Here is a 22,701-nt window from a genome sequence, read left to right on the forward strand (position 1 = left end):
GCCGGTGCCTTTACTGTTGGTATTTGGTCAAGAAGTTGCCCAGCCTGCCCATTGCATCTTCCAGTGTGTCTTTGCGGGGCAGGAAAACAACCCGGAGATGTTGTTTGTCATCAATGTTGAACGCAGAGCCCTGAACCAGCAGGATTCTCTCCTGGAGCAGCAGATCCAGAACCAATTTTTCATCATTAACTATCGGGAATTTTTTAGGGTCCAGTCGCGGGAAAAGATACAGGGCGCCTTGAGGCTTTACACAACTTACACCGGGGATGTCGTTCAGCATCCGCCAGGCCGTTTCCCTTTGCTCGTATAACCGCCCGCCTGGCGCTACCAGATCGTTGATTGACTGATATCCGCCCAGCGCTGTCTGAATAGCCAGCTGGGCAGGGACATTTGCGCACAGTCGCATGTTGGAGAGCATGTCTATGCCTTCAATCAGGTCTTTGGCCAAATGCTTGGCGCCACTAATAATCATCCAGCCAGAGCGGTAACCGGCAGCACGATAATTCTTGGACAGGCCGTTATAGGTGAAGAAGAGCACGTCATCCGCCAGTGATGCAGTGGATACATGCTGGGTGCCGTCATAGAGAATCTTGTCGTAGATCTCGTCTGAAAGCACGATCAGGTTATGCTTGCGGGCAAGTTCAATGACCTGTTCAAGCAGTTCCGGACTGTAAACTGAACCGGTGGGATTGTTAGGGTTGATCAGAACGATCGCACGGGTGCGATTCGTTATTTTTTTGCGGATATCGTCGATGTCCGGGAACCAGTTCTGTTCCTCATCGCATCGATAGTGCACAGGCTTTCCACTCGAGAGCGTCACAGCTGCAGTCCAGAGCGGGTAGTCTGGCGCTGGAATAAGCACTTCATCGCCAGTGTTGAGCATGGCCTGCATGGTCATCACGATCAGTTCGCTGACGCCGTTGCCCAGGAAAATGTCGTCAATATCGACTTTATCGATGCCCCTTTGCTGGCAATAGTGCATCACGGCCTTGCGAGCAGAAAACAGGCCTTTCGACTCCACATAGCCTTGGGCCTGTTGCATGTTGTAAATCACGTCCTGCTGGATCTCTTCGGGAACATCCAGCTCGAAAGCGGCAGGGTTACCGATGTTGAGCTTAAGCACCCGGTGACCTTCTTCTTCCAGGCGGCGCGCCTCCCGCATCACTACGCCACGTATTTCATAACACACGTTATCCAGTTTGGCGGATTTGTAGTAGTTCTGCATAAGAGCCGGGTTTCCTAAGTCAGTAGACGTAAATCAGGCGCATGCCTTTCGGGCAAACCACTATTCTAGCGGAGGCGTGGCTAACGGCAACAGGGGAATTGTGATCAATTATGGCGGGTTAGCTCTATCTTCTGTTATTTCATGCCCGATAAACCAATTGCGTGCGGCCATTTTGCTGTATAGTCTTGAAATAAATTGTGCACAATTTAAATGTGCACAATGCTGATGTCTGCCTGTTACAGACAGGCATTCACGTTTTTGAAAAGGAGAAACCTGTGGCCAGTAATTCGGTTTACGACTTCACCGTCCGAGATATCAAAGGTAATGAAAAAAAGATGGCCGACTATCAGGGCCAAGTGTTGCTGGTTGTGAATACGGCCAGTAAATGCGGCTTTACCCCGCAGTTTGAAGGGTTGCAGTCTTTGCACAAGGAGCTTGGCGAGCGGGGGCTGGAGGTTCTGGGCTTTCCCTGCAACCAGTTCATGAATCAGGATCCTGCCGATGACGCTGCCATCAGCGAGTTTTGCAGCCTGAACTACGGTGTGGACTTCCCCATGTTCTCGAAGGTGGATGTTAACGGAGAAAACGCAGATCCTTTGTTCCAGTTCCTGAAATCGGAGGCAAAAGGTCTTCTGGGCTCAGAAAAAGTAAAGTGGAACTTCACCAAATTCCTGATAAGCCGTGATGGAAAGGTGGTGCGTCGCTATCCGCCAACCACCAAACCCCAGGACATCAAGGCCGATATTGAAAAACTCCTCTCGAGCTGACCCGTGAACGATTTACTGGCACTGGATAACCAGATCTGTTTCAGCCTGTATGCGGCTAACCGGGCGATCACTGCCCGATATCGCCCGCTGCTTGCCGGGCTGGAACTGACATACCCTCAGTACCTGGTGATGCTCGTGCTTTGGGAGCGCGCCCAGGCCGGTCAGGCGACCCGTGTTTCCGACCTTGGGGCACGCTTGCGTCTTGATTCGGGCACGCTTACCCCGCTACTGAAACGGCTGGCTATGCGGGGGCTGGTTCGCAGGGAGCGCAGCGTGGAGGACGAGCGCGTGGTCACTCTTTCGTTGACCCGGCAAGGCGAGGAACTCAGGGAGTTGGCCGAACGGGTGCCGCATAAGCTTTTGTGCGGCTTGAACATCGCCCCGGAGCGATTGCTGGCACTGCGGAATGAGCTTAACGCGCTACTGAGCGTTATTGAGACTCCGGCGGGGAAGGAGCCCAGCGCGTAATCGCTGCACTCAGTTGGCTGCGATTATAGGGTTTGGTAATGTAATCGTTCATGCCGCAAGCGAAGCAGTCGTCCCTGTCGCCCTGCATCACGTTAGCGGTAACAGCAATCACAGGCAGCTCGCGCCACGCCGGGTTTTTTCGAATCCTTTGTGTTGTTTCAAAACCGTCCATAACCGGCATCTGGCAGTCCATAAGCACCAGATCAAAATGCCTCTGTTGCAGTGCCTCAATCGCCAGCTGACCGTTCTCCGCTACTTCTATATGGTGTCCCATTTTTTTCAGCAGTGTGCTTGCGACCATCTGGTTTACTTCATTGTCTTCGACCAACAGTATCCGAAGAGGGTGCTGTAGTTGCACGTCCTCGATCTGATCGGTCGAATCCGGGCGCGGTGCCAAGTCAGCGACGCTATCCTTGACTTGCGTTGGAGCGTCTCTGTCGGGTAAGTCGGCAGGTGCGGAAATCTTTTCAGGTATTTCGATATCCGGGCCGGAATGCACCGGCAGTGGAAGGGTGACCGTAAAACAGGTCCCCTGCCACTCCTGGGAGTCGACCTTGATTTCGCCGTGCATACGTTCAACAAGTTGGCGGCACAGCGTTAGCCCCAGCCCGGTGCCGCCGTATAGGCGTGTGGTTTGAGTATCAGCTTGAGCAAAGGGTGAAAATATCCGGCGCAGCCCTTCTTTGCTCATGCCGATACCGGTATCGCTTACCTCGATGGTCAGAATACTGGCGGAATAGCGAGCTGAGATACGCACGCTGCCAGAGTCGGTAAACTTGATGGCATTGCTCAGCAGGTTGTTGAGGATCTGGCGAATACGGGTCGGATCTCCCAGAAACCGGCGCGGGAAGCCGATGCCCGTTTCTGCAATCAGATCAATGCCTTTTTTGCGAGCCTGTTGGGTGTGCAGGGTGGCGCATTCATCAATCAGCCCGCGCAGGTCAAATGGAATGTGTTCCAGATTGAGCTTTCCGGCTTCTACCTTGGAAATGTCCAGAATATCGTTAAGTATCCCGAGTAAGCTCTCACCGGCTGAAAGGGCGATGTGCAGACGATAACGCTTAGCGGAGTCGTGTTCGCCTTCCAGTACCAGCCCGACCATGCCCAGTACGCCGTTCAGGGGCGTGCGTATTTCGTGGCTCATGCTGGCTAAAAAATTGGCCCTGGCCTTGGCTCTGCGCATAGCGTCTTCTTTGGCTTTTACCAGCGCCCGGTTGCCCCTTTGCAGCGCGTGGTTTTTATCCGATATTTCGCGGGTTCGGCTTGCGACTTCCTGCTCGAGCTCGCTGGAATAATTTTTCATGGCGCTTTCCGCGTTGCGGAGTTGGGCCAGGCTGGAATCAATGGTTTCAAGGTGCTGGTTGATAATCCCCACCATGGTGCCTATTTCATCGTGCTGATGGCCTGGCGGGACCGGCAACCGCACCTTTTCCGGAGAGGTGGCTTTGACTTGGCTCAGGGCACCAATAACGCTGAGCATCGGCCTTGTGAGGAGCAAATAAAAAATGACAAGTAGCGACGCAGAGAGGATCAGACTTTTCAGTAGCCCGCTAATCAGCGTATAGCTTGCGCGCCCCAAAAACTGAAAGCCGTAATGGTAGGTGTCAATCGTAACGACAAGCTGGCCAAGAGGAAGGTTGTTGAGCTGCGAGACCTGCAGTTCTCTGCTGAATACCCGGCTTGCGCCAAACAGTTCGTCACTGATCCAACGATAAGGTGAGTCAGGGCTGCTCTTGCTGGCTGCGGCCATCGTGCTCTTGTCGTTATCAACTATTCGGGCGTCTATGGTAGCGGGGTGCCTCAGAAGGCCGTCCAGCAGCTCCTCTGCCAGCCGAACATCTATGTTGTAGGCTATCTGTGAGGCAGGGCTATGGCTTATTTCAATCAATGCCTGAATATCGGCTTCCATGGCATTGCGGGCGCTGAAATAATCGAGGGTAATCTGTACAGCATTGAGAATAAGGCCCAGCACCATCGCGATTAAAACCGTATCGCGGGTGAGTCGGTAGGAAAGCCGGTGTTTGAAGCCTTTGGTCACGGATGTCTTTGTCCCTGTTTGCGGGCCGTTATATTGCCTTGGTCACGCATTCAGTCATCATAGTCGGCTTTTTTCTTCCACTCGTCATCGTGAAGAAACGTGTCCCACTGCTTATCCACGTTGGATTGAGGTTCTGAAGAGCTGCTAACGTCGCCACCTGTGTTCAACGTCTCAAGCTCTTTGATCCGGGTGCGGAAACTTTTGACGGCTTTCATGGCGAGCGGGTTGTCCCGGGATTTTCCCATCTCCGTGCTGGCCAGGTGGTAGGAGTGAATCGCTTTCCGTATCTGGTTCTGGCGTATATGGTCGCGGGCCTGGAAAACGTGAAGATCTGCGTGGGTTTTGTGAACCAGAAAAAGCACATATTTCAGGTTTTTCTTGGCGGTTGCGCCATCCACGCGGCCACTTTTGTGCATGGCCTCAATCATCTTGAACAGGTTTTGCAGGAGCTCTTTAACGTAGGAAGATTTTTCGGCAGAGTCGATCTTTACTGGCTTTACGTCATCCCGGTTTTCCCGAATCAGATTTTTCCTGTGCAGTAGCCCTTCGCGCCACTGCTCAACCGGTAGCCCGGATTTAAGCCCCGAAAGGTCATTGCACACATCGTCCATACGCCTGAGCAGCAGCAACTTGAGATCCGGTGTCAGATATTGTCCGGGCAGCTCGGAGAGCAGGCGATTGCATCGTTTATAACTGTCCTCCAGCGCAGTAATTTTGCGAACACGCTCAATCTTGGCCTTCTCTCGCATTTGGCTGATGACGATAACAACGATCGAAATCACAACGATGGCTGCCAAGGCAAGGACAATGGTAATGGTATTCATGTTTGCGTAATGACTCCGGCTTTTGGGCAAGTCATGCCTGGTACAGAATTCTGACTTTAAATGCCGACCACCTTCGGCAACTACAAGAAAGATTAGCAGAAATACGCCATTGAATCCGGAATCAAATGTGAAAGTTCATCTTTTGTATTTATTTAATGAATCAATTGTTTCCGGTATATTGGTGCTGTGAATGGGTGTTTGCTTGGCGCCCGATGGGTAGTCGTTATTTTTCTTCGGAGCTGTGCATGGATATTTCCCGCATTGACCTTAATCTTCTTGTTTACCTGGATGTATTGCTCAGGGAGCGCAATGTCACCAAGGCGGCTAACCATCTTGGTATTACGCAGCCGGCCATGAGCAACAGCTTGCGCCGTTTACGCGATCTTTTTGCTGACCCGTTATTGGTGCGGACCAGCGAGGGCATGACCGCAACCGAGCGTGCGGGGGAGCTGCAGCCACTGGTCAGAAGTATTCTTTCCGACATCGAGCAGGCAGTGCAGGAAAAGACCCCGTTTGCCGCCCTGGAAAGCCAGCGGGTATTTCGCATTATGGCCAGTGATTATGCCGAATCCTGCCTTATGCCCCGGGTTCTGCGACGGATCCGTCAGGAGGCGCCACACGTTACTCTGGACGTTCTGACTCCAAGCGATGTGAGCTTTCTGGACGTGGAGCAGGGCCGTCTTGATATGGCGATCAACCGGTTCGACAAGATCCCCCAGTCGTTTCATCAGAAAACCCTATGGATTGAATACTTTGCCTGCCTGATGAATGCCCGTAACCCCATACTGAAAGAGCCGTTCACGCTGGATACATATCTGGGCGCCAGCCATATCTGGGTCAGTAAGACCGGATTTGGCGTGGGTGTCGGAGTAAACCCGAAGGACGTTCAGCGCCTTGGCTGGGTTGATGAGGCCTTGTCAAGAATGGGGAGCAAGCGGCAAATCTCGGTCTTTACGCGGCATTATCAGTCGGCGATGCTTTTGGCGGAACAACACGACCTTATTGCCACGCTTCCGTCGCGGGCGGCCTGGCTGCAAAAAGACAACGCCAACCTGGTGGTGAAAATCCCACCCTTCGAAATTCCACCTTTTGAGCTCAAAATGGCCTGGAGCCCGCTGTTGCAGCACAACTCCGATCACCAGTGGCTTCGCAGGCTGATTTCAGAAGTCGCGCAGGAGGTTGATGAGGAGTTTGCGCCCTTCGGGGCGCGCTTCGAGTCTGTGGATGTGCCGTTGGCGCATCGGTCAGAGAGGTAGTTCACGCAGTTCAAGGGAACTGCGCCCAGCGTCCCACATGCGCTGGAAGTTCTCTGACAACAATCTTACGCGGCCACTGTCGGAAAAGCCGGCAAACCCCGAAGGCCGGGTGAAGTCGTGCCGGTATAACACGCCTTCCCGATCTGCGAGAATAAATGGCTGGCCCTCGTACGGGTGGTCGCTGTTGACCAGCCTCAGTTCAATCCGGCTGGGAAGCCTGCGCATCAATTCAACCAGCTGATGGCGGCGCTTCACAAGAGGCTGATCATCATGGATAAGCAGGCGAATCTCGCTGAGCCTGTGACGGCGTGCAAGGCTTGAGACCAGCTCCCTGAATCTGTGACGATCGTAACGATCGTGATCCAGCACCCGGTCATACAACCATAACCGCTGAGCGGCCTGACCAACCATAGTGTCCATCAGGTCGACCATGCTGCTTTCATTATCGAAGAGCCAGGACTCTGTATCCGTGCCCAGCAGCATGGGGTGAGTTCTTCCCGATCCGGACTGATTTTCAAGCAGTGCAGGGGCAAGGCAGCGCATATCCAGATGCGGTATGTCTGCATCGTCGTAGGGCTCGGAACAAACGTGAAACCCCGCGCGCTGGTAGAAGGCGATGGCGTGTTGCTGGGCGGAGAGCCTCAGTTCCGGGTATTGGCCGGCAGACTCGGTGATCAGGTGCCGGAGCAGGGTCTCGCCAATGCCTTGGCCCCGGAATTCAGGAAGGATGGCCATCCGCCCGATGTGAGCTGTCTCGCCCAAGGTCGAGAACAGGCGGGCCACACCCGCAGGTGTGTTATCGGGAAGCACCGCGAGAAAATGGTCGGCGATCTCGTCAGTGGCATCCCACTCCAGTTCAGGTGGCACCTTCTGCTCTTCTACGAACACCTTCTGGCGGATATCCCGGATCGCGCCGGGGGCAAGCTGCCAGCTGTATTTTCGAATCCGGACGGTCATGGCATCACTCGAAATACACTGAACCCTGATTGTACAAATTGGTCATCAGGCCGAGCAGGGCAGGGTCTCCGGCGAACTGAGCCAAGGCATTCATGTCAATGCGGGCGCCCGCGCAGAGCAAGGGCGCCAGCGGGCGCGCATCGCCTTTAAGCAGAAACTGCTCGCCGTCTGCAAACAGGGCGGTTTCGTCGCCTTCTTCATGGTATGCAAAGCGCGACCCTTCATTCCAGCGTAGCTGCTCACCAGCCCGGATGGCTTCGGCGATGTCTTCATCCGAGGCGGGTTCATCCGCAGGCACGACCACATCCATATTTTTCGGCGCTGTGGCGTACTGGCCAAACCAGAGGGCCAGCTGACGCTTATCATCGAGCTTTTCGGTCAGTACCGCTTGCAGCCGGTCGATAACGCCTGGTGCAATGGTGCCCGGGTTATCCTGAACCTGCAGGTCCGGATCGTTCATGTGTTCGTCGGCTCCAGGCTGGTTACACAGGAAATCAGTAAAGCCGGTAAGCAAGTCATCGATGGTCGGTGCCCGGAAGCCCACCGAGAGGGTAATGCAATCATCTTCGGCGACGCCGTGGTGGCCTATGCCGGGGGGCAGGTACAGCATGTCGCCGGGCTCAAGGGTAACGGTTTCTTCACCCTCCCAGCCGCTGAGTATGCGCAGGGGTGAGCCCTCCACCCGCGGAGACGTAGGGTCGCACCGACCGCCGAAAGTCCAGCGCCTGTGTCCCTGCGCCTGCAGCAAGAATACGTCGTATTGGTCGTAGTGAGGCCCTACGCTGCCACCCCTGGGCGCATAGCTGGCCATGATGTCGTCCAGGCGCCAGTTGGGTACGAAACGGAAATGCTCCAGCAGATCCGCCACTTCTGGAACCCAGTGATCAAGGCCCTGCACAAGCAACGTCCAGTCCTGCTCCGGGAGCTCGCTGAAGCGCTCCTCGGAGAAGGGGCCATTGTGCAGTTGCCAGGGTTTGCCGTCATCGTTTTCTATAATGATGCGTGACTCCACACCTTCTTCACAGGCGAGGCCAGCCAGTTCGTCGGCGCCCACAGGGCACTCGAAACCGGGGAATGCCTGGCGGATGACCAGCGGCTTTTTTTGCCAATAGTCCCTCAGAAATTCAGAAGGCGAAATTCCGCCAAGCATATCCATGGTGTGCTTCCTCGTTCAGATGTTACGAGCCTGATCAATGGCGTTGCCGATGTAATTACCCGGTGTCAGAGCCATTAGCTCTGCCTTGGCGCTATCGGGCATCTCAAGGCTTTCTACAAAGTTCCTGATAACCTCCGGCGTCATCGCCTTGCCGCGCGTAAGGGCCTTGAGTTTTTCATAGGGCTTCTCGATATTGTATCGGCGCATCACGGTCTGGATTGGCTCGGCAAGCACTTCCCAGGCTTTATCGAGATCCTCATCAAGGCGTGACGGGTTTATCTCCAGCTTGCTCAGGCCCTTGAGAGTGGCCTCATAGGCGATCAGGCTGTGGGCAAAACCAACGCCCAGATTGCGTAGCACGGTTGAGTCAGTCAGATCGCGCTGCCAGCGTGAAATTGGCAGTTTTGCAGAAAGGTGGCCAAGCAGTGCGTTGGCGATGCCGAGGTTGCCTTCGGAGTTTTCAAAATCGATCGGGTTAACCTTGTGCGGCATGGTGGACGAACCCACTTCGCCTTCAATCGTTTTCTGCTTGAAATAACCCAGCGAAATATAACCCCAGACATCCCGGTCAAGGTCAATCACGATGGTGTTGAAGCGGGCGACGGCATCATAGAGCTCGGCGATATAGTCGTGGGGTTCAATTTGTGTAGTGTATGGATTGAAGTCGAGTCCGAGGTTTTCAATAAAGGCTTTGGCGTTGGCGGCCCAGTCAACATCCGGATAGGCGGAAATGTGGGCGTTGTAGTTACCCACTGCACCGTTGATCTTGCCCATAATCTCAATGCCACGGACTTGCTTGATCTGCCGGTGAAGGCGGTACACCACGTTGGCGAACTCCTTGCCAACGGTGGTTGGAGAGGCTGTCTGACCGTGGGTGCGGGACAGCATTGGCTGTTCAGCATGTTCCTGGGCAAGTTCGCCCAGTTTGTCAGCAACCTGGCTCATGGCTGGCAGTAGGCCATTATCCAGGCCTTCGCGGAGCATAAGCGCGTGGGAGAGGTTGTTGATGTCCTCGGAGGTGCAAGCAAAGTGAACAAATTCGGTTACTGCGTGAAGCTCGGGAACCCCGGCAATTTTTTCCTTGATGAAGTACTCAACGGCTTTTACGTCGTGGTTTGTGGTGCGCTCGATTTCCTTGATGCGCTCAGCATCTTGCAGGCTGAACCCACTGATCATCTGATCCAGAAAGGTGTTGGCTTTAGAGGTGAATGCCGGAACTTCAATGATTTCCGGATGGGCCGCCAATTGCTGCAACCAACGTATTTCAACCGTCACGCGGTTCCTGATCAGGCCGTACTCACTGAAAATGTCACGGAAAACGCTGACTTTACTGCCATAGCGTCCATCGACCGGAGAAATGGCGGTCAGGGCGTTAAGTTCCATCGAAAACCTCTCAAATGATCAAAGAATCGGTTCAGAAAACGGGGATGTACCATAATACACCAGCGCCGCCGGTGTATCAGTGGTAACAGATCAGTTATCAAGTGATCGGTTTGCCTGCTCCGCAAGTTCCCGGGCATGCTGGATCACCTTGCGCCGCGACAAAACCAGTTGCCAGCGACGCCCGCCGGATTGCCTCCAGAGCACCGCTGAGCGAATGCCTGCGAGCAGGAGCGCCCGGACTTTGGCAGCATTCTCGTCCCGTTGCAGCAGTGAAGGGTTACCGCTTACCTGAATGCGCAGGCTGAAGGTGCTGATTGTATCTGTATAAATAGAGGCCAGGTTGCTGATCAGATTCGAATGCACATAGCCAAAGTGGCTGGCAGTGTGCCGGGCCTGCTCGATACGGCTGCCAATCACTTCCAGCATGTTTTTGTGTCGGTTGAGCTTGGATTCCAAGTGGATGAGGTTCAACACGTAACGCAGCACCTCGATATCCTGCTGTTTCTTTTGATCGCTCATAACAGTAGAAAGCGTAACCAGCCCTTCACGAACATCTGCAAGCTCACCACCATAAACGTCGAGGGTATTGGCAGGATCGGTGGCGAACAGCGAGCGCAGGCAAGTTTCCAGGCTGGCCTGATTGCAACTGCCATTGTTAGCAATTTGCTGAACCAGATTGGCGGCCTGGAATACCCCCGCCAGTGCGAGTGTTTGATCGTGAATCGATCGGCTCATGGGTGTACTTCCTGAACAGCGGTGGGTGAGAGGCGCTCTGGGAGGGCTTCATCATCACGCCAGGTCTCTGTGATTACACCGCCGCCAAGACAATTCTCTCCATCATAAAAAACCACCGATTGCCCTGGTGTGACAGCCCGCTGGGCGTCATCAAAAACAACCTTTACGCCGCCTTCGATGACCGTCACCTCACAATCCTGATCAGGTTGGCGGTAGCGGGTTTTCGCCTTGCAACGGAACGAATGCGCTGGTGGCCCCCCCGCGACCCAGTCGATCGGATCAGAGACAAGGCCCCGGGAGAAGAGTAATGGGTGGTGCTTGCCCTGAACAACCGTCAGCACGTTACGCTCCAGATCTTTGCCCGCAACGTACCAAGGGTCGTCGCCAAAGTCGCTGAGCCCACCGATTCCCAAGCCCTGACGCTGGCCTATGGTGTGGTACATCAGCCCTTGGTGCCGGCCGATTTTTTGGCCTTCCGGGGTTTCAATATCGCCCGGCTGCGCGGGCAGGTACTGTTTCAGGAAATCGCTGAATTTGCGCTCACCGATAAAGCAGATACCGGTAGAGTCTTTTTTGTCGTGGGTGATGAATCCCTGTTGTTCGGCAATCCGGCGAACTTCGGGCTTCTCCAGCTCACCGACCGGGAACAGTGTGCGTGCGATGCGATCACCCGAAACCGCATGCAGGAAGTAGCTTTGATCCTTGTTGCCATCCAGGCCTTTCAGTAAAAGTGCTTTGCCTGACCCGTCTGCAAGCGGGCGCTGGCGGGTGTAATGCCCGGTGGCAATATAATCAGCACCCAAAGTGGTGGCATAATCGAGAAAAGCCCGGAACTTAACTTCCTTATTGCAGAGAATGTCGGGATTCGGGGTGCGCCCCGCCTGGTACTCGGAAAGGAAATGCTCGAATACACGATCCCAGTATTCGGCAGCGAAACTGGCGGTATGGAGTTTGATGCCGATAACATCCGCAACTGCCTGTGCGTCAGCCAGATCGGTCATGGCGGTACAATATTCGGTACCGTCGTCTTCATCCCAGTTCTTCATAAACAGGCCTTCGACCTGATATCCCTGATCTTTCAGCAACCAGGCCGCGACCGAGGAATCGACACCGCCAGACATGCCGACGATTACGTGAGTGCTCTCGGGGGAGCGAACTTCGGAGGATGGATTCGTCATGGCAATTCCGGACACTGGTTTAAAACGCGGGAGTTTATCATTTTGTACCGGTTACGTCTGCGAACCGGAGATCACATCCAGCGGATAACAGCGACCGTTTCGGTAATCTTCTATGCTTTGTATAACCAGCGGGCTGCGGAGCTTGTCACCCAGCTGTCGGATGTCTTCAAGTGATAGCCAATGCGCGGCGATGATGCCCCTGTCGAGTTCATCGGTTACCTGCTGGCGGGCTTTCCCGATAAAGCAGAAGCGATAATAAGTGACGCCATTTGCCGGTGCCTTGTAGGTGTAGAGCCCGAGAAAATGCTCTGGTTCGATTTCCCAGCCGGTTTCCTCAAGTGCCTCCCGTCGGACCGCGTCGAGAATTGCCTCATCCTCCTCTACGTGTCCTGCTGGCTGGTTGAACACAACACGGCCGCTGCTGTGTTCTTCAACCATCAGGAATCGGCCTTGTGCATCTTCAACGACCACGGCTACGGTGGCATGCGGTGTCCAGGTCATGATTTCGAGTGCCTCCTTGACGTCTTGGCAGGTCGGGCTTTAGCCGCGCGTTTGCGGGGTTTCGTGGATGCAGGTAAATGGATCGAGATCTTTCGGAAGCTTCCTGGTTCAAGCCCATCCAGCGACCAGTCCCCGATACGATAGCGGATCAATCGCAGTGTTGGAAAGCCAGCGGCAGCCGTCATACGCCGCACTTGCCTGTTACGCCCTTCGGTTATGATGAGTTCCAGCCAACTGGTTGGTACTGTATCGCGGTGGCGCACTGGTGGAACCCTGGGCCAGATTTCCGGCTCTTCCATTTTTCGGGCTTTCGCCGGCTGTGTGCGGCCATCTTTAAGTGCTATACCGGCGCAAAGATCGGCAATGGCGTTTGCGGTAATAGTGCCTTCAACCTGAACCCAGTAGGTTTTTGGCATTTTCAGCGCAGGTGACGCTATGCGATGCTGCAAGGCGCCGTCGCTGGTCAGAAGAAGCAGGCCTTCGGAATCGTAGTCCAGCCTCCCGGCCGGGTAAACGTCACGAACCCGGATCCAGTCAGCCAGCGTTGCGCGGGGTTTCTCCCCTGAGGCGGTACGCTCATCGGTAAACTGGCTGAGTACCTGAAAGGGCTTGTTAAAGAGGATGAGTTCAGCCATGGAGTCTGCCCCCGGGGGGAGAATTAGAATCAGACGGAAGGGTACTCAGAAAAAGCGGTGTTTGAAAGCGCAAGGCAGCATGTATGCCCCGCGCTCAGGGCCAACGGACAGGAACCCGCCAGTTTCATCCGGCAGGAAGGTTCAGGAAATGGGCAGCCCGCGTGGCGGGTGCGCGTCAGCCGTTCGCAGCGCGTGGAGGGGAGCCGCCGCCATCCGCCTCCGTGGTTGTATCAGCCTGTTCCGGAGATTCTGGTGTCTCCGCCCCGCTTTGCGCCCGGTCGCCCGGCTGCTCATCGGGTATGATGTTTACGGCATGCACACCCTTGTCGCTGGGCTTCTTGTCGAAATTGACCGCCTGACCTGCTTTCAGTGTTTTGTAGCCGTCCATCTGGACAGATGAAAAGTGGGCAAACAGGTCGTCACTGCAGCCATCTTCTATGATGAAACCGTACCCTTTGGCATTGTTGAACCACTTTACTTTGCCTCTTGGCATGATGAACTCCCCTGTTCTTTTGCTGTCTCTTGTTTGTTGTTCAATTGACCGTTTTACGCTTGTGCAACGCGCTGACAGCTGTTGAAGGCGCGTATCTGTCGGTTCCTGTTACATGAAACGCTCATGTATTTACATTATTTTACAGTGTAGCTTAACTGTCGGCGAAACCCAGGGTCGAGTCAATAGCTTCTATTGCGGTAATGTGTGGTTGAACGCAGTCCGGAAGCGGTATTATGTTCGTACTGATAAATAACTCATGCCCGGGCCGGTTTGTGACTTGAAAACCCGGGGCCAGACAACCACATTGATGAAAGGCACCGATAACCGGTAAAGAATGATGCGGACTATCGAAAATTCTCTACTAGTATTAAACCAAGGGGAGGATGAACAGCCGGGGCGTCACGATGACCTCAGCGTTGCTCCCGAAAAGCCTGCACTGAAGCGTCCAGCCCAATACAAGGTGATGCTTCTGAACGACGATTACACACCCATGGACTTTGTTGTGGATGTGCTGATGACATTCTTCGGAATGAATGAAGAAAAGGCGACACAGGTGATGCTGCTCGTCCATACGCAGGGAAAGGCTGTATGCGGGGTATATACCCGAGACATCGCGGAAACAAAGGCGGCACAGGTGAATCAGTATTCTTCGGAATGCGAACATCCGCTCCTTTGCGAGATTGAATGTGCAGACTGATAGATGTTGGGGTGGCCCATGTTGAGCAAAGATCTTGAAATTACGCTGAATACGGCTTTCAAAAGTGCTCGCGACAAGCGTCATGAATTTATGACGGTTGAGCATTTATTGCTGGCCCTGTTGGATAACGAGTCGGCGGTGGGTGTTCTCAAAGCCTGTGGTGCAGACCTCAAGCAACTCCATGACGAGCTGATGGAGTTTGTGGACTCAACCACGCCACTGATTCCAAGTAGCGACGATGAGCGCGAGACCCAGCCAACGCTCGGTTTTCAAAGGGTGCTGCAGCGAGCTGTTTTTCATGTGCAGTCCTCAGGAAAGAAAGAGGTTACTGGCGCCAACGTGCTGGTTGCCATTTTCAGCGAGCAGGAAAGCCAGGCTGTATACGTGCTCAAGAAGCAGAGTGTTGCACGCATTGATGTCGTCAACTTTGTCTCCCATGGAATCTCCCGGGTTCAGGGAGCGGAAGATCAGGAAGGCCACGAGCAGATCTCTCACGACGAGACCGCTGAAGAGGGCGGCCAGTCCAAGCCTTTGGAAACATACGCAACCAACCTGAATGAACAGGCTCGCCAAGGGCGCATTGACCCGTTGATTGGCCGGGAACACGAGGTTGAGCGAGTGGTGCAAATCCTGGTGCGCCGCCGCAAGAATAACCCTTTGCTGGTCGGTGAGGCCGGTGTAGGTAAAACCGCTATTGCAGAAGGGTTGGCCAAGCGGATTGTAGATGGCCAGGTGCCCGATATCATATCCGATGGCGTGGTGTACTCGCTTGATCTTGGCGCTTTGCTTGCCGGAACCAAATATCGCGGTGACTTCGAGAAACGCCTCAAAGGATTGCTTGCTGAGCTGAAAAAAGAGAAGCACGCAATTCTGTTCATCGACGAAATCCATACCATTATCGGTGCTGGGTCAGCTTCTGGTGGGGTAATGGATGCCTCGAACCTGCTCAAGCCCATGCTGAGTTCAGGGGAAATCCGTTGCATCGGTTCCACCACGTATCAGGAATTCCGGGGCATCTTCGAGAAGGACAGTGCGCTGGCCCGTCGTTTCCAGAAAATTGATGTGAACGAGCCCAGCGTTGAGGATACCTATCAGATTCTCAAAGGGCTGAAACCGAACTTTGAAAAGCACCACGACCTGAAATACACAGACCAGGCGCTGCGCGTGGCGGCGGAACTGGCGGATCGGTACATCACGGACCGCCATCTGCCGGACAAAGCTATCGACGTGATCGATGAAGCTGGTGCGCGCCAGCGTCTGATGCCCGAGGGCAAACGCCTGAAAACGGTGGATGTTCCCGAGATTGAGGAAGTGGTTGCCAAGATTGCCCGTATTCCGCCGAAGAACGTGTCCACCAGCGACAAGGATCTGCTACGTAATCTGGAGCGTGATCTCAAAATGGTGGTATTCGGACAGGATCCTGCGATTGAATCGCTGACAATGGCAATCAAACTGGCGCGTGCGGGCCTGAAAGCGCCGGAGAAGCCGGAAGGGTCTTTCCTGTTTGCCGGGCCCACGGGTGTTGGTAAAACAGAGGTGACCAAGCAACTGGCCAAGGCGCTTGGGGTCGAACTGGTTCGGTTTGATATGTCCGAATACATGGAGCGCCATACGGTCTCTCGCCTTATCGGCGCGCCCCCGGGGTATGTCGGTTACGATCAGGGAGGTCTGTTAACAGAATCGGTTAACAAGCACCCGCATTGTGTTCTGCTGCTGGATGAAATCGAGAAGGCGCACCCGGAAGTCTTCAATCTGCTTCTGCAGGTTATGGATCACGGTACCCTGACCGACAATAACGGGCGAAAGGCTGACTTCCGCCACGTTATTCTCGTGATGACCACCAACGCCGGAGCTGAAAGCATGGCTCGCCGTTCAATGGGCTTTAGCGAGCAGGATCACAGCAGTGATGGTATGGAAATTATCAGCAAGACCTTCACGCCGGAGTTTCGCAACCGCCTGGATAGTATTATTCAGTTTGGTGACTTGCAGAAGAAGACCATTACCTTTGTGGTCGACAAGTTCCTTACCGAGTTGCAAGCGCAGCTGGATGAGAAACACGTGGTTCTGCATGTGGATGACGAGGTCAAATCCTGGCTGGCGGATAAGGGCTACGATGTGACTATGGGTGCACGCCCAATGTCGCGTCTGATTCAGGACAAGATCAAGCGCCCGCTGGCGGAGCAGATTCTGTTCGGTCGGCTGTCCGAGAAGGGTGGGGATGTGTTCATTCACCTCAAGGATGATGAGTTGGTATTCGATTATGAGGATGAACCTGCGGAAGCCGTTTAAGGTGGCTGCCGCGACGGTGTAAAAACCGTCTACAAAAAAACCGCTGCATGGATGCAGCGGTTTTTTTTGCTTTCTGGAAGTCACTGTTGTCTTAGCGGGCGCGGTACACAATCCGGCCTTTGCTCAAATCGTAAGGCGTCAACTCAACCTTGACCTTGTCGCCGGTCAGGATGCGGATATAGTTTTTACGCATCTTGCCGGAGATGTGAGCAGTAACAACGTGGCCGTTGCTCAGCTCAACCCGGAACATGGTGTTTGGAAGAGTATCAAGAATAACGCCTTCCATTTCAATAGCATCTGTCTTCGCCATTCAGTAAAAACCTCTGTTGGAAATACTTTCCGTAATTTTAAATTGCGCAATTCTGCCTGATTTATAAGCGTTTGGCAAAGTGAGTTCGTCAGTCGTTCAGCAAAAACGCACTCAACGCCTTTCTTTCAGGCTATTTTTAACCGGAAGCTTGCGTTATATGGTTTCCATCACCCGCCATTGGCCAGCCTTCAGTGCTTCTATAGGCTTGAAGCGAGTTTTATAGTTCATCTTACGGCACTGTTTTATCCAGTAGCCCAGATACAGGTGAGGCAGATTGCGTCGGCGGGCCTCATCTATTTGCCAGAGAACGGCGAAGGTTCCAAGGCTGCGATTCTCAAGCGCCGGATCGAATACGGTGTATATGGCCGAGAGCCCCTCATCCAGAACATCCACAGCGGCCAGCGCCACCAGTATCCCGTTGATGCGCATCTCCAGAAAACAGGCGTCCGTAGCGCCTTCCACGAGAAAAGAGGTGAACTGTTCCCGCGAGGGAGGGTACATGTCACCGTCTTTATGCCTGGACTCTACATAGTTGGCGTAAAGTCTGTAATAGCTTTCGTTGAACGCTGCAGGTACCAGCGTGCACTCGAGATCACTGTTCTTTTTCAGGACCCGACTCTGGCTGCGGTCCGGACGGAAGTCGTTTACGTTGAGGCGCACCGGGACGCACGCGTTGCATGCTTCACAGTGAGGCCGGTAGTAATGGGATCCGCTGCGCCGGAAACCCAGCGATGTGAGCTGACTGTAGAGCTTTTTGTCGATATGGGCACGGGGGTCAACAAACATGGTTGTTGCTTCACGATCGTCGAGGTAACTGCAGTCATGGGCAGGCGTTGCAAAGAACACCAGGGTTCTCAGACTACTCATTCATGCCTCCGGGCCGTGCCATTGCCAGTTGATTGTCCAGTCGGGCTGATCCGGTTTACGGTCTGCGTATGTACCGATTATAGATAAAAACTCGCATCTGGGTAGGGTGCGCGCGCCCATGGTAAGAAGATGGTCGCTCTCCACCTGACAGTCCATGATGCGATAGCCCCAATCCAGTAGTTGATTGGCCAGGTGAACCATCAGTACTTTCGATGCGTTGGTTTCAAGGGAGAACATGGATTCGCCGAAGAAGCATTGTCCTATGGCAATCCCGTACATGCCGCCCGCCAGCTCGCCGTTTCTGTTCCAGACTTCGATGGAGTGAGCTACGCCTTGTCGGTGCAGTTCCGAGTAACTGGTGATCATGTCGTCGGTTATCCAGGTACCTTCGCTGCGGGTGGAGGCGCACAGACGAATGATGCGGCCGAAGGCCTGGTCAGCGGTGACGTGGAAGCGGCGTTGATTCAGTGTTCTGCGTAGGCTGCGGGATACGTGAATGTCTTCTGGGAAAAGCACGCAGCGAGGGTCTGGAGACCACCAGAGTATAGGCTGGTCGTCGCTGTACCAGGGGAAAATGCCGCTGCGGTAGGCGAGGATCAGGCGCTCTGTGGAGAGGTCGCCGCCCAGTGCGAGTAGGCCATCGGGGTCATCGAGGGCTTCTTCGGCTGGGGGAAACCACAGTTGGTCGGGGTCTAGCCAGGGAAGTGAGGGCATCCTGTTTTTCGACTATCACTCAGTTAGCTTGCTTGAGAGTGTCAGCCGGAGGGCGGGCCGTTCTGAAACACGCTGTGGATACGTCCCTGTACGCTTGGCTACGCCATCCATGGCTTCGCACAGTTTCAGAACGGCCCACCCTCCGGCTTCGTCAGGCTATTGTGTCGCCTGCTTTCAGACAGTCCTAATTCTGCTGATCCAGAAACTTCTCCGCATCAAGAGCGGCCATGCAACCGAAGCCTGCGGAGGTCACGGCCTGGCGGTAAACGTGGTCTGCCACGTCGCCGGCGGCGAATACGCCCGGGATGCTGCTCTGGGTGGCCATGCCTTCCAGGCCGGAGCGGATTTTGATGTAGCCGTTTTCCATGTCTAATTGATTTTCGAACAAGCCGGTGTTGGGTTTGTGGCCGATGGCGATGAAGACACCGGCCAGGTCGAGATCCTGTTTGGAGTCGTCTTTCATGCTTCTGATACGCATGCCGGTTACGCCGGTGCTGTCGCCCAGGACTTCGTCGAGGGTGTGATCCCAGACGATGTTGACGTTGCCGTTTTCGGCTTTTTCGAAGAGTTTGTCCTGCAGGATTTTTTCTGCGCGCAGGCTGTCACGGCGGTGAACCAGGGTGACTTCTGCGGCGATGTTGGAGAGGTACAGGGCTTCTTCAACGGCAGTGTTACCGCCACCGATGACGGCGACTTTCTGTTTCTTGTAGAAGAAGCCGTCGCAGGTTGCGCAGGCGGATACGCCTTGGCCTTTAAATTTCTCTTCGGATTCAAGGCCCAGGTACATGGCAGATGCACCGGTGGCGATGATGAGGGCGTCGCAGGTGTATTCGCCGCCGTCGCCTTTAAGGCGGAAAGGGCGGCTTTTAAGGTCGGCTTCGTTAATGGTGTCGTACACGATGCTGGTTTCGAAACGCTCGGCGTGTTTGAGCATGCGCTGCATGAGTTCGGGGCCCTGCACGCCGTCGTTGTCGCCGGGCCAGTTGTCTACGTCGGTTGTGGTGGTGAGCTGGCCACCGACTTCAATGCCGGTGATAAGGGTCGGGTTCAGGTTGGCCCTGGCTGCGTAAACGGCGGCGGTGTATCCGGCGGGGCCGGAGCCGAGGATGATCAGCCGGGAATGTTTGGTTTCGCTCATGGATATCTCTCACTAGATTTGGAACGTATCAGGCTCTTTCAGAGCAGGTGTAACGAGGAAGATGAAAAGGCTATCACGAAAGCAGCAGGCTGCCATTTGTTTTGGCCAATTCCGCTGATAAAGCTTGGCTATTCATTCCAGCACGGAAACGGTGGTCAGCAGTTGTCGCACGCGCTCAGCGCTTTTTCCTGATTCACCTTGTTCAAGGCGGTGTTCGGCTACGGATGGGAAGACGGCCTGGATATCGTCTGGCAGGACGTGGTGGCGACCTTCCATCAGAGCCCAGGCTTTCGAGGCCCTGAGTAATCCGAGCCCGGCTCTCGGTGACAAGCCATAGAGCAACCCGGGCATGCGGCGACTCTGTTCCAGCAGGCGCTGGATATAATCGAGAAGTGCCGGGCTTGCGGTTACGCGGGTTACTTCATCCTGAAGTTTTTCCAGATCTGCTTCTGAGAGCAGAGTGCCGAGCCGTTCCGTCATCACCCGGCGGTCTTCGCCTTCCAGGAGTTCACGCTCGGCTCTGGGGTCGGGGTAGCCGAGCCGTATGCGCATCAGGAAACGGTCGAGCTGGGATTCCGGCAGGGGATAGGTGCCGCCTTGTTCAGTCGGGTTCTGGGTTGCGATTACAAAGAACGGGTTTGGCAGCGGGCGGGTTTCGCCTTCAATGGATACCTGGCGCTCTTCCATGGCTTCAAGCAGCGCACTTTGTGTTCGCGGGGAGGCGCGGTTTATTTCATCGGCCAATACAACCTGGGCAAAAATGGGGCCTTGGTGGAATACCAGGCTTCCGGCCTGCTTGTCATACATGGAGTAGCCCAGTACATCGGCAGGCAGCAGGTCATTGGTGAACTGGATGCGTTGATAACTGAGGCCCATGATTTTGGCCAGTGCGTGAGACAGGGTGGTTTTGCCCATGCCGGGAATGTCTTCAATCAGTAAGTGGCCACTGGCAAGCAGGCCGCACAGGGCCAGGCGAACCTGTCGCTCTTTGCCCAGCAGAATCTGATTCAGTTCGGTAACAACGGTGTCCACCAGGTTTTTCATGCCGGATTCAGTCCCTCACTCGTTTGAGAATATCGCCATAGGCGTCGATGCGTCGGTCTCTGAAATACGGCCAGATGCGGCGAATCGATTCACTACGATGACGATCAAGGGTGACACTGAGTATGCATTCGGTGCTGTCATCAGCCCGAGCCAGAAACTCGCCCTGAGGGCCGCAGATAAAGCTGTTACCCCAGAAGCGGATGCCTTCGGAGTGCCCGGAAGGATCTGGTTCCTTGCCTACCCGGTTAGGTGCGACCACCGGCAGGTTATTGGCGACAGCGTGACCGCGCTGAACGGTAACCCAGGCTTCCAGCTGTCGCGCCTGTTCTTCCGGGTCATCGGTGATGTCCCAGCCGATGGCGGTGGGGTAAATCAGGATCTCGGCGCCGGCAAGTGCCATCAGGCGAGCCGCTTCCGGGTACCATTGATCCCAGCATACGAGTACGCCGAGTTTACCTACCGAGGTTTCTATGGGTGAGAACCCGTTGCGGCCATCGTTGAACTGAGCATCACCGGGTGTGAAATAGAACTTCTCATAGAATCCCGGGTCGTCCGGAATGTGCATTTTGCGATACAGGCCGGCGATGGAGCCGTCGTTTTCGATAACCACGGCGGTGTTGTGATAAACCCCATTCATGCGACGCTCGAAAATGGAGCCAACAATAACGATTTCGAGCTCTCGTGCCAGATTGGAAAGCCGCTCACTGGTTGGGCCCGGGATGGGCTCGGCGAGGTCAAAAACGCTGGTGTCTTCGGTCTGGCAAAAATACAGGGTCGCGTGAAGCTCCTGCAGCACGATCAGTTGGGCACCGCCTGCGGCCGCCTCGCGAACCAGCATTTCGGTGGTTGCCAAGCTGGCGGCCTTGTCCTCGCTGCAAGCTTGTTGAATTGCAGCGACTGCAAGCTGGGCGGAAAGCGTATGTTCGCCTGGGGTGTGGCTCATAAAGTGACGACTCCCTCTGGAATCTGCATGGTGACGCAGTGCAGGCTGCCATGCTGTTGCACCAGCGCGCGACAGTTTATGGGAATGACCTCCTGGCTTGAGAAAATCTGGCTAATAATACGAATGGCTTCGTCATCCTGCGTCACACCATACACGGGTAACAGGATGGCGCCATTGATGATCAAAAAATTGGCATAGGTCGCCGGCAAACGTTCGCCTTCATGGCCGAATACCGGGTCAGGCCACGGCAAGGCGGTCAGTTGGTATGGCGTGCCGTCGCGCTGGCGGAACTCCTGAAGGTCTTCCTCCATAGCGGCCAGGGCGCTGTAATGCTCGTCGGCCACATCCGGGCAGGTCACATAGCAAATATGATCCGGGGCGCAGAAGCGAGCCAGCGTGTCTATGTGGCTGTCGGTGTCGTCGCCCGCCAGATAACCGTGATTGAGCCACAGAATCCGGTCTGCCCCCAGCATTTCAGATAGCAACTGCTCAATGGCGCCGCGATCCATGGACGCATTGCGTGAAGGCGTCAGAAGACATTCGCTGGTGGCCAGCAGGGTACCTTCGCCGTCTGATTCAATGGAGCCGCCCTCCAGAACAAATTCCACAGCCCGCATCGGTGTGGCGCCGAATACCCCTGAATCGGCGAGATGGCGGTTTAGCGCGTCGTCTTTCTCCCAGGGGAACTTGCCGCCCCAGGCGTTGAAGCGAAAATCCAGAAGGATGGGGCCTTCACTTGTTATCACGGTTATCGGGCCGTGATCCCGGGCCCAGGTATCGTTTGCGGGTGCCGGCACGGCATGCACTCGCCCTGGCAGGCCTTGCTGGTCAGCCCAGGTGTTGAGCTCGCGCTCCAGATCTTGCAGTCGAACAACGTGCTCGCAACTGATAATCAGATGTTGGAAGCGGAGAACTGAGCGGGCAATTTCAAGGAATACCGGTTCTACCTCATCAAGAATCCCTGCCCAGTCGGTACCCGAATGGGGCCAGGTAAGCATAACGGCGCTTTGGGGTGCCCACTCAGCGGGCAACACGCGTAGGGATGTCACTTTACAGTCACCTTGAAATTGCAAAAGCCGCCAT

The 22,701-nt window shown here is 54.8% G+C and carries 23 protein-coding genes; 5 read left to right on the top strand and 18 right to left on the bottom strand.

What is annotated here, in order from left to right; translation table 11 throughout:
• Positions 1 to 10: 10 nt before the first annotated feature.
• Positions 11 to 1,225 (bottom strand): pyridoxal phosphate-dependent aminotransferase, encoded by a 1,215-nt coding sequence (locus FFI90_RS03385; protein ID WP_144776510.1) that lies wholly within the window; start codon positions 1,223 to 1,225, stop codon positions 11 to 13.
• 275 nt (positions 1,226 to 1,500) lie between these two features.
• Between FFI90_RS03385 and FFI90_RS03390 the strand changes: the two genes are divergently transcribed.
• Positions 1,501 to 1,992, top strand: a complete 492-nt coding sequence (locus tag FFI90_RS03390; RefSeq protein WP_144776511.1) for a glutathione peroxidase — start codon at positions 1,501 to 1,503, stop codon at positions 1,990 to 1,992.
• A 3-nt stretch (positions 1,993 to 1,995) separates the two neighbouring features.
• Positions 1,996 to 2,460: a MarR family winged helix-turn-helix transcriptional regulator gene (locus tag FFI90_RS03395; protein WP_246123309.1), complete on the top strand. Its 465-nt coding sequence runs from the start codon at positions 1,996 to 1,998 to the stop codon at positions 2,458 to 2,460.
• Here the strand turns inward: FFI90_RS03395 and FFI90_RS03400 are convergent.
• The gene (locus FFI90_RS03400; RefSeq protein ID WP_186317902.1) at positions 2,423 to 4,498 is read right to left on the bottom strand and encodes an ATP-binding protein; all 2,076 of its coding nucleotides are present in this window, start codon (positions 4,496 to 4,498) and stop codon (positions 2,423 to 2,425) included. The two genes, FFI90_RS03395 and FFI90_RS03400, sit on opposite strands and share 38 nt — an antisense overlap.
• Positions 4,499 to 4,548: 50 nt before the next feature.
• Positions 4,549 to 5,322 carry a hypothetical protein gene (locus FFI90_RS03405; RefSeq protein ID WP_144776512.1) on the bottom strand — a complete coding sequence of 258 codons (774 nt, stop codon included), beginning with the start codon at positions 5,320 to 5,322 and terminating at the stop codon, positions 4,549 to 4,551.
• Between the two features lie 245 nt (positions 5,323 to 5,567).
• Here FFI90_RS03405 and FFI90_RS03410 point away from each other — a divergent pair, with 245 nt between their 5' ends.
• On the top strand, positions 5,568 to 6,578 hold the full coding sequence (locus FFI90_RS03410; RefSeq protein ID WP_144776513.1) for a LysR family transcriptional regulator: 1,011 nt from the start codon (positions 5,568 to 5,570) through the stop codon (positions 6,576 to 6,578).
• Here FFI90_RS03410 and FFI90_RS03415 read toward each other — a convergent pair.
• The 8 genes from FFI90_RS03415 to FFI90_RS20390 form a co-directional block, all read right to left on the bottom strand.
• Positions 6,567 to 7,535 (bottom strand): GNAT family N-acetyltransferase, encoded by a 969-nt coding sequence (locus tag FFI90_RS03415; RefSeq protein ID WP_144776514.1) that lies wholly within the window; start codon positions 7,533 to 7,535, stop codon positions 6,567 to 6,569. The two genes, FFI90_RS03410 and FFI90_RS03415, sit on opposite strands and share 12 nt — an antisense overlap.
• Positions 7,536 to 7,539: 4 nt before the next feature.
• A complete protein-coding gene (locus FFI90_RS03420) occupies positions 7,540 to 8,691 on the bottom strand; it encodes a ribosomal protein uL16 3-hydroxylase (RefSeq protein ID WP_144776515.1) in 1,152 nt (383 codons plus the stop codon).
• A 15-nt stretch (positions 8,692 to 8,706) separates the two neighbouring features.
• On the bottom strand, positions 8,707 to 10,074 hold the full coding sequence (gene purB / locus FFI90_RS03425) for an adenylosuccinate lyase (RefSeq protein WP_144776516.1): 1,368 nt from the start codon (positions 10,072 to 10,074) through the stop codon (positions 8,707 to 8,709).
• Between the two features lie 90 nt (positions 10,075 to 10,164).
• Positions 10,165 to 10,809 carry a high frequency lysogenization protein HflD gene (gene hflD, locus FFI90_RS03430; protein ID WP_144776517.1) on the bottom strand — a complete coding sequence of 215 codons (645 nt, stop codon included), beginning with the start codon at positions 10,807 to 10,809 and terminating at the stop codon, positions 10,165 to 10,167.
• On the bottom strand, positions 10,806 to 11,987 hold the full coding sequence (gene mnmA / locus FFI90_RS03435) for a tRNA 2-thiouridine(34) synthase MnmA (RefSeq protein ID WP_144776518.1): 1,182 nt from the start codon (positions 11,985 to 11,987) through the stop codon (positions 10,806 to 10,808). The genes hflD and mnmA overlap by 4 nt, the downstream gene beginning before the upstream one ends.
• A 51-nt stretch (positions 11,988 to 12,038) precedes the next feature.
• Positions 12,039 to 12,488, bottom strand: coding sequence for an NUDIX hydrolase (locus FFI90_RS03440; RefSeq protein ID WP_144776519.1), 450 nt, complete (start codon positions 12,486 to 12,488; stop codon positions 12,039 to 12,041).
• A complete protein-coding gene (locus FFI90_RS03445) occupies positions 12,485 to 13,123 on the bottom strand; it encodes a pseudouridine synthase (RefSeq protein ID WP_144776520.1) in 639 nt (212 codons plus the stop codon). The genes FFI90_RS03440 and FFI90_RS03445 overlap by 4 nt, the downstream gene beginning before the upstream one ends.
• 175 nt (positions 13,124 to 13,298) lie before the next feature.
• Positions 13,299 to 13,616 (bottom strand): cold shock domain-containing protein, encoded by a 318-nt coding sequence (locus tag FFI90_RS20390; RefSeq protein WP_281288085.1) that lies wholly within the window; start codon positions 13,614 to 13,616, stop codon positions 13,299 to 13,301.
• 337 nt (positions 13,617 to 13,953) lie between these two features.
• Between FFI90_RS20390 and clpS the strand changes: the two genes are divergently transcribed.
• Positions 13,954 to 14,313, top strand: a complete 360-nt coding sequence (gene clpS, locus FFI90_RS03455; protein ID WP_144777205.1) for an ATP-dependent Clp protease adapter ClpS — start codon at positions 13,954 to 13,956, stop codon at positions 14,311 to 14,313.
• 18 nt (positions 14,314 to 14,331) lie between these two features.
• Positions 14,332 to 16,602: an ATP-dependent Clp protease ATP-binding subunit ClpA gene (gene clpA, locus FFI90_RS03460; RefSeq protein WP_144776521.1), complete on the top strand. Its 2,271-nt coding sequence runs from the start codon at positions 14,332 to 14,334 to the stop codon at positions 16,600 to 16,602.
• A gap of 91 nt (positions 16,603 to 16,693) precedes the next feature.
• Here the strand turns inward: clpA and infA are convergent, their stop codons facing one another.
• The 7 genes from infA to FFI90_RS03495 all read right to left on the bottom strand — a co-directional run bounded on the left by infA (position 16,694) and on the right by FFI90_RS03495 (position 22,667).
• A complete protein-coding gene (infA, locus tag FFI90_RS03465; RefSeq protein ID WP_071263575.1) occupies positions 16,694 to 16,912 on the bottom strand; it encodes a translation initiation factor IF-1 in 219 nt (72 codons plus the stop codon).
• A gap of 153 nt (positions 16,913 to 17,065) precedes the next feature.
• Positions 17,066 to 17,779, bottom strand: a complete 714-nt coding sequence (locus FFI90_RS03470; RefSeq protein ID WP_144776522.1) for an arginyltransferase — start codon at positions 17,777 to 17,779, stop codon at positions 17,066 to 17,068.
• Positions 17,780 to 18,493, bottom strand: coding sequence for a leucyl/phenylalanyl-tRNA--protein transferase (gene aat / locus FFI90_RS03475; RefSeq protein ID WP_144776523.1), 714 nt, complete (start codon positions 18,491 to 18,493; stop codon positions 17,780 to 17,782).
• Between the two features lie 184 nt (positions 18,494 to 18,677).
• Positions 18,678 to 19,631 (bottom strand): thioredoxin-disulfide reductase, encoded by a 954-nt coding sequence (gene trxB, locus FFI90_RS03480; protein WP_144776524.1) that lies wholly within the window; start codon positions 19,629 to 19,631, stop codon positions 18,678 to 18,680.
• A 132-nt stretch (positions 19,632 to 19,763) separates the two neighbouring features.
• Positions 19,764 to 20,675, bottom strand: coding sequence for an AAA family ATPase (locus FFI90_RS03485; protein WP_144776525.1), 912 nt, complete (start codon positions 20,673 to 20,675; stop codon positions 19,764 to 19,766).
• A gap of 7 nt (positions 20,676 to 20,682) precedes the next feature.
• Positions 20,683 to 21,618 carry a carbon-nitrogen hydrolase gene (locus FFI90_RS03490; protein WP_144776526.1) on the bottom strand — a complete coding sequence of 312 codons (936 nt, stop codon included), beginning with the start codon at positions 21,616 to 21,618 and terminating at the stop codon, positions 20,683 to 20,685.
• Positions 21,615 to 22,667, bottom strand: a complete 1,053-nt coding sequence (locus tag FFI90_RS03495; RefSeq protein WP_144776527.1) for an agmatine deiminase family protein — start codon at positions 22,665 to 22,667, stop codon at positions 21,615 to 21,617. The genes FFI90_RS03490 and FFI90_RS03495 overlap by 4 nt, the downstream gene beginning before the upstream one ends.
• Positions 22,668 to 22,701 lie beyond the last annotated feature (34 nt).

The organism is Marinobacter maritimus (assembly GCF_007671675.1).
Lineage (GTDB): Bacteria > Pseudomonadota > Gammaproteobacteria > Pseudomonadales > Oleiphilaceae > Marinobacter > Marinobacter maritimus.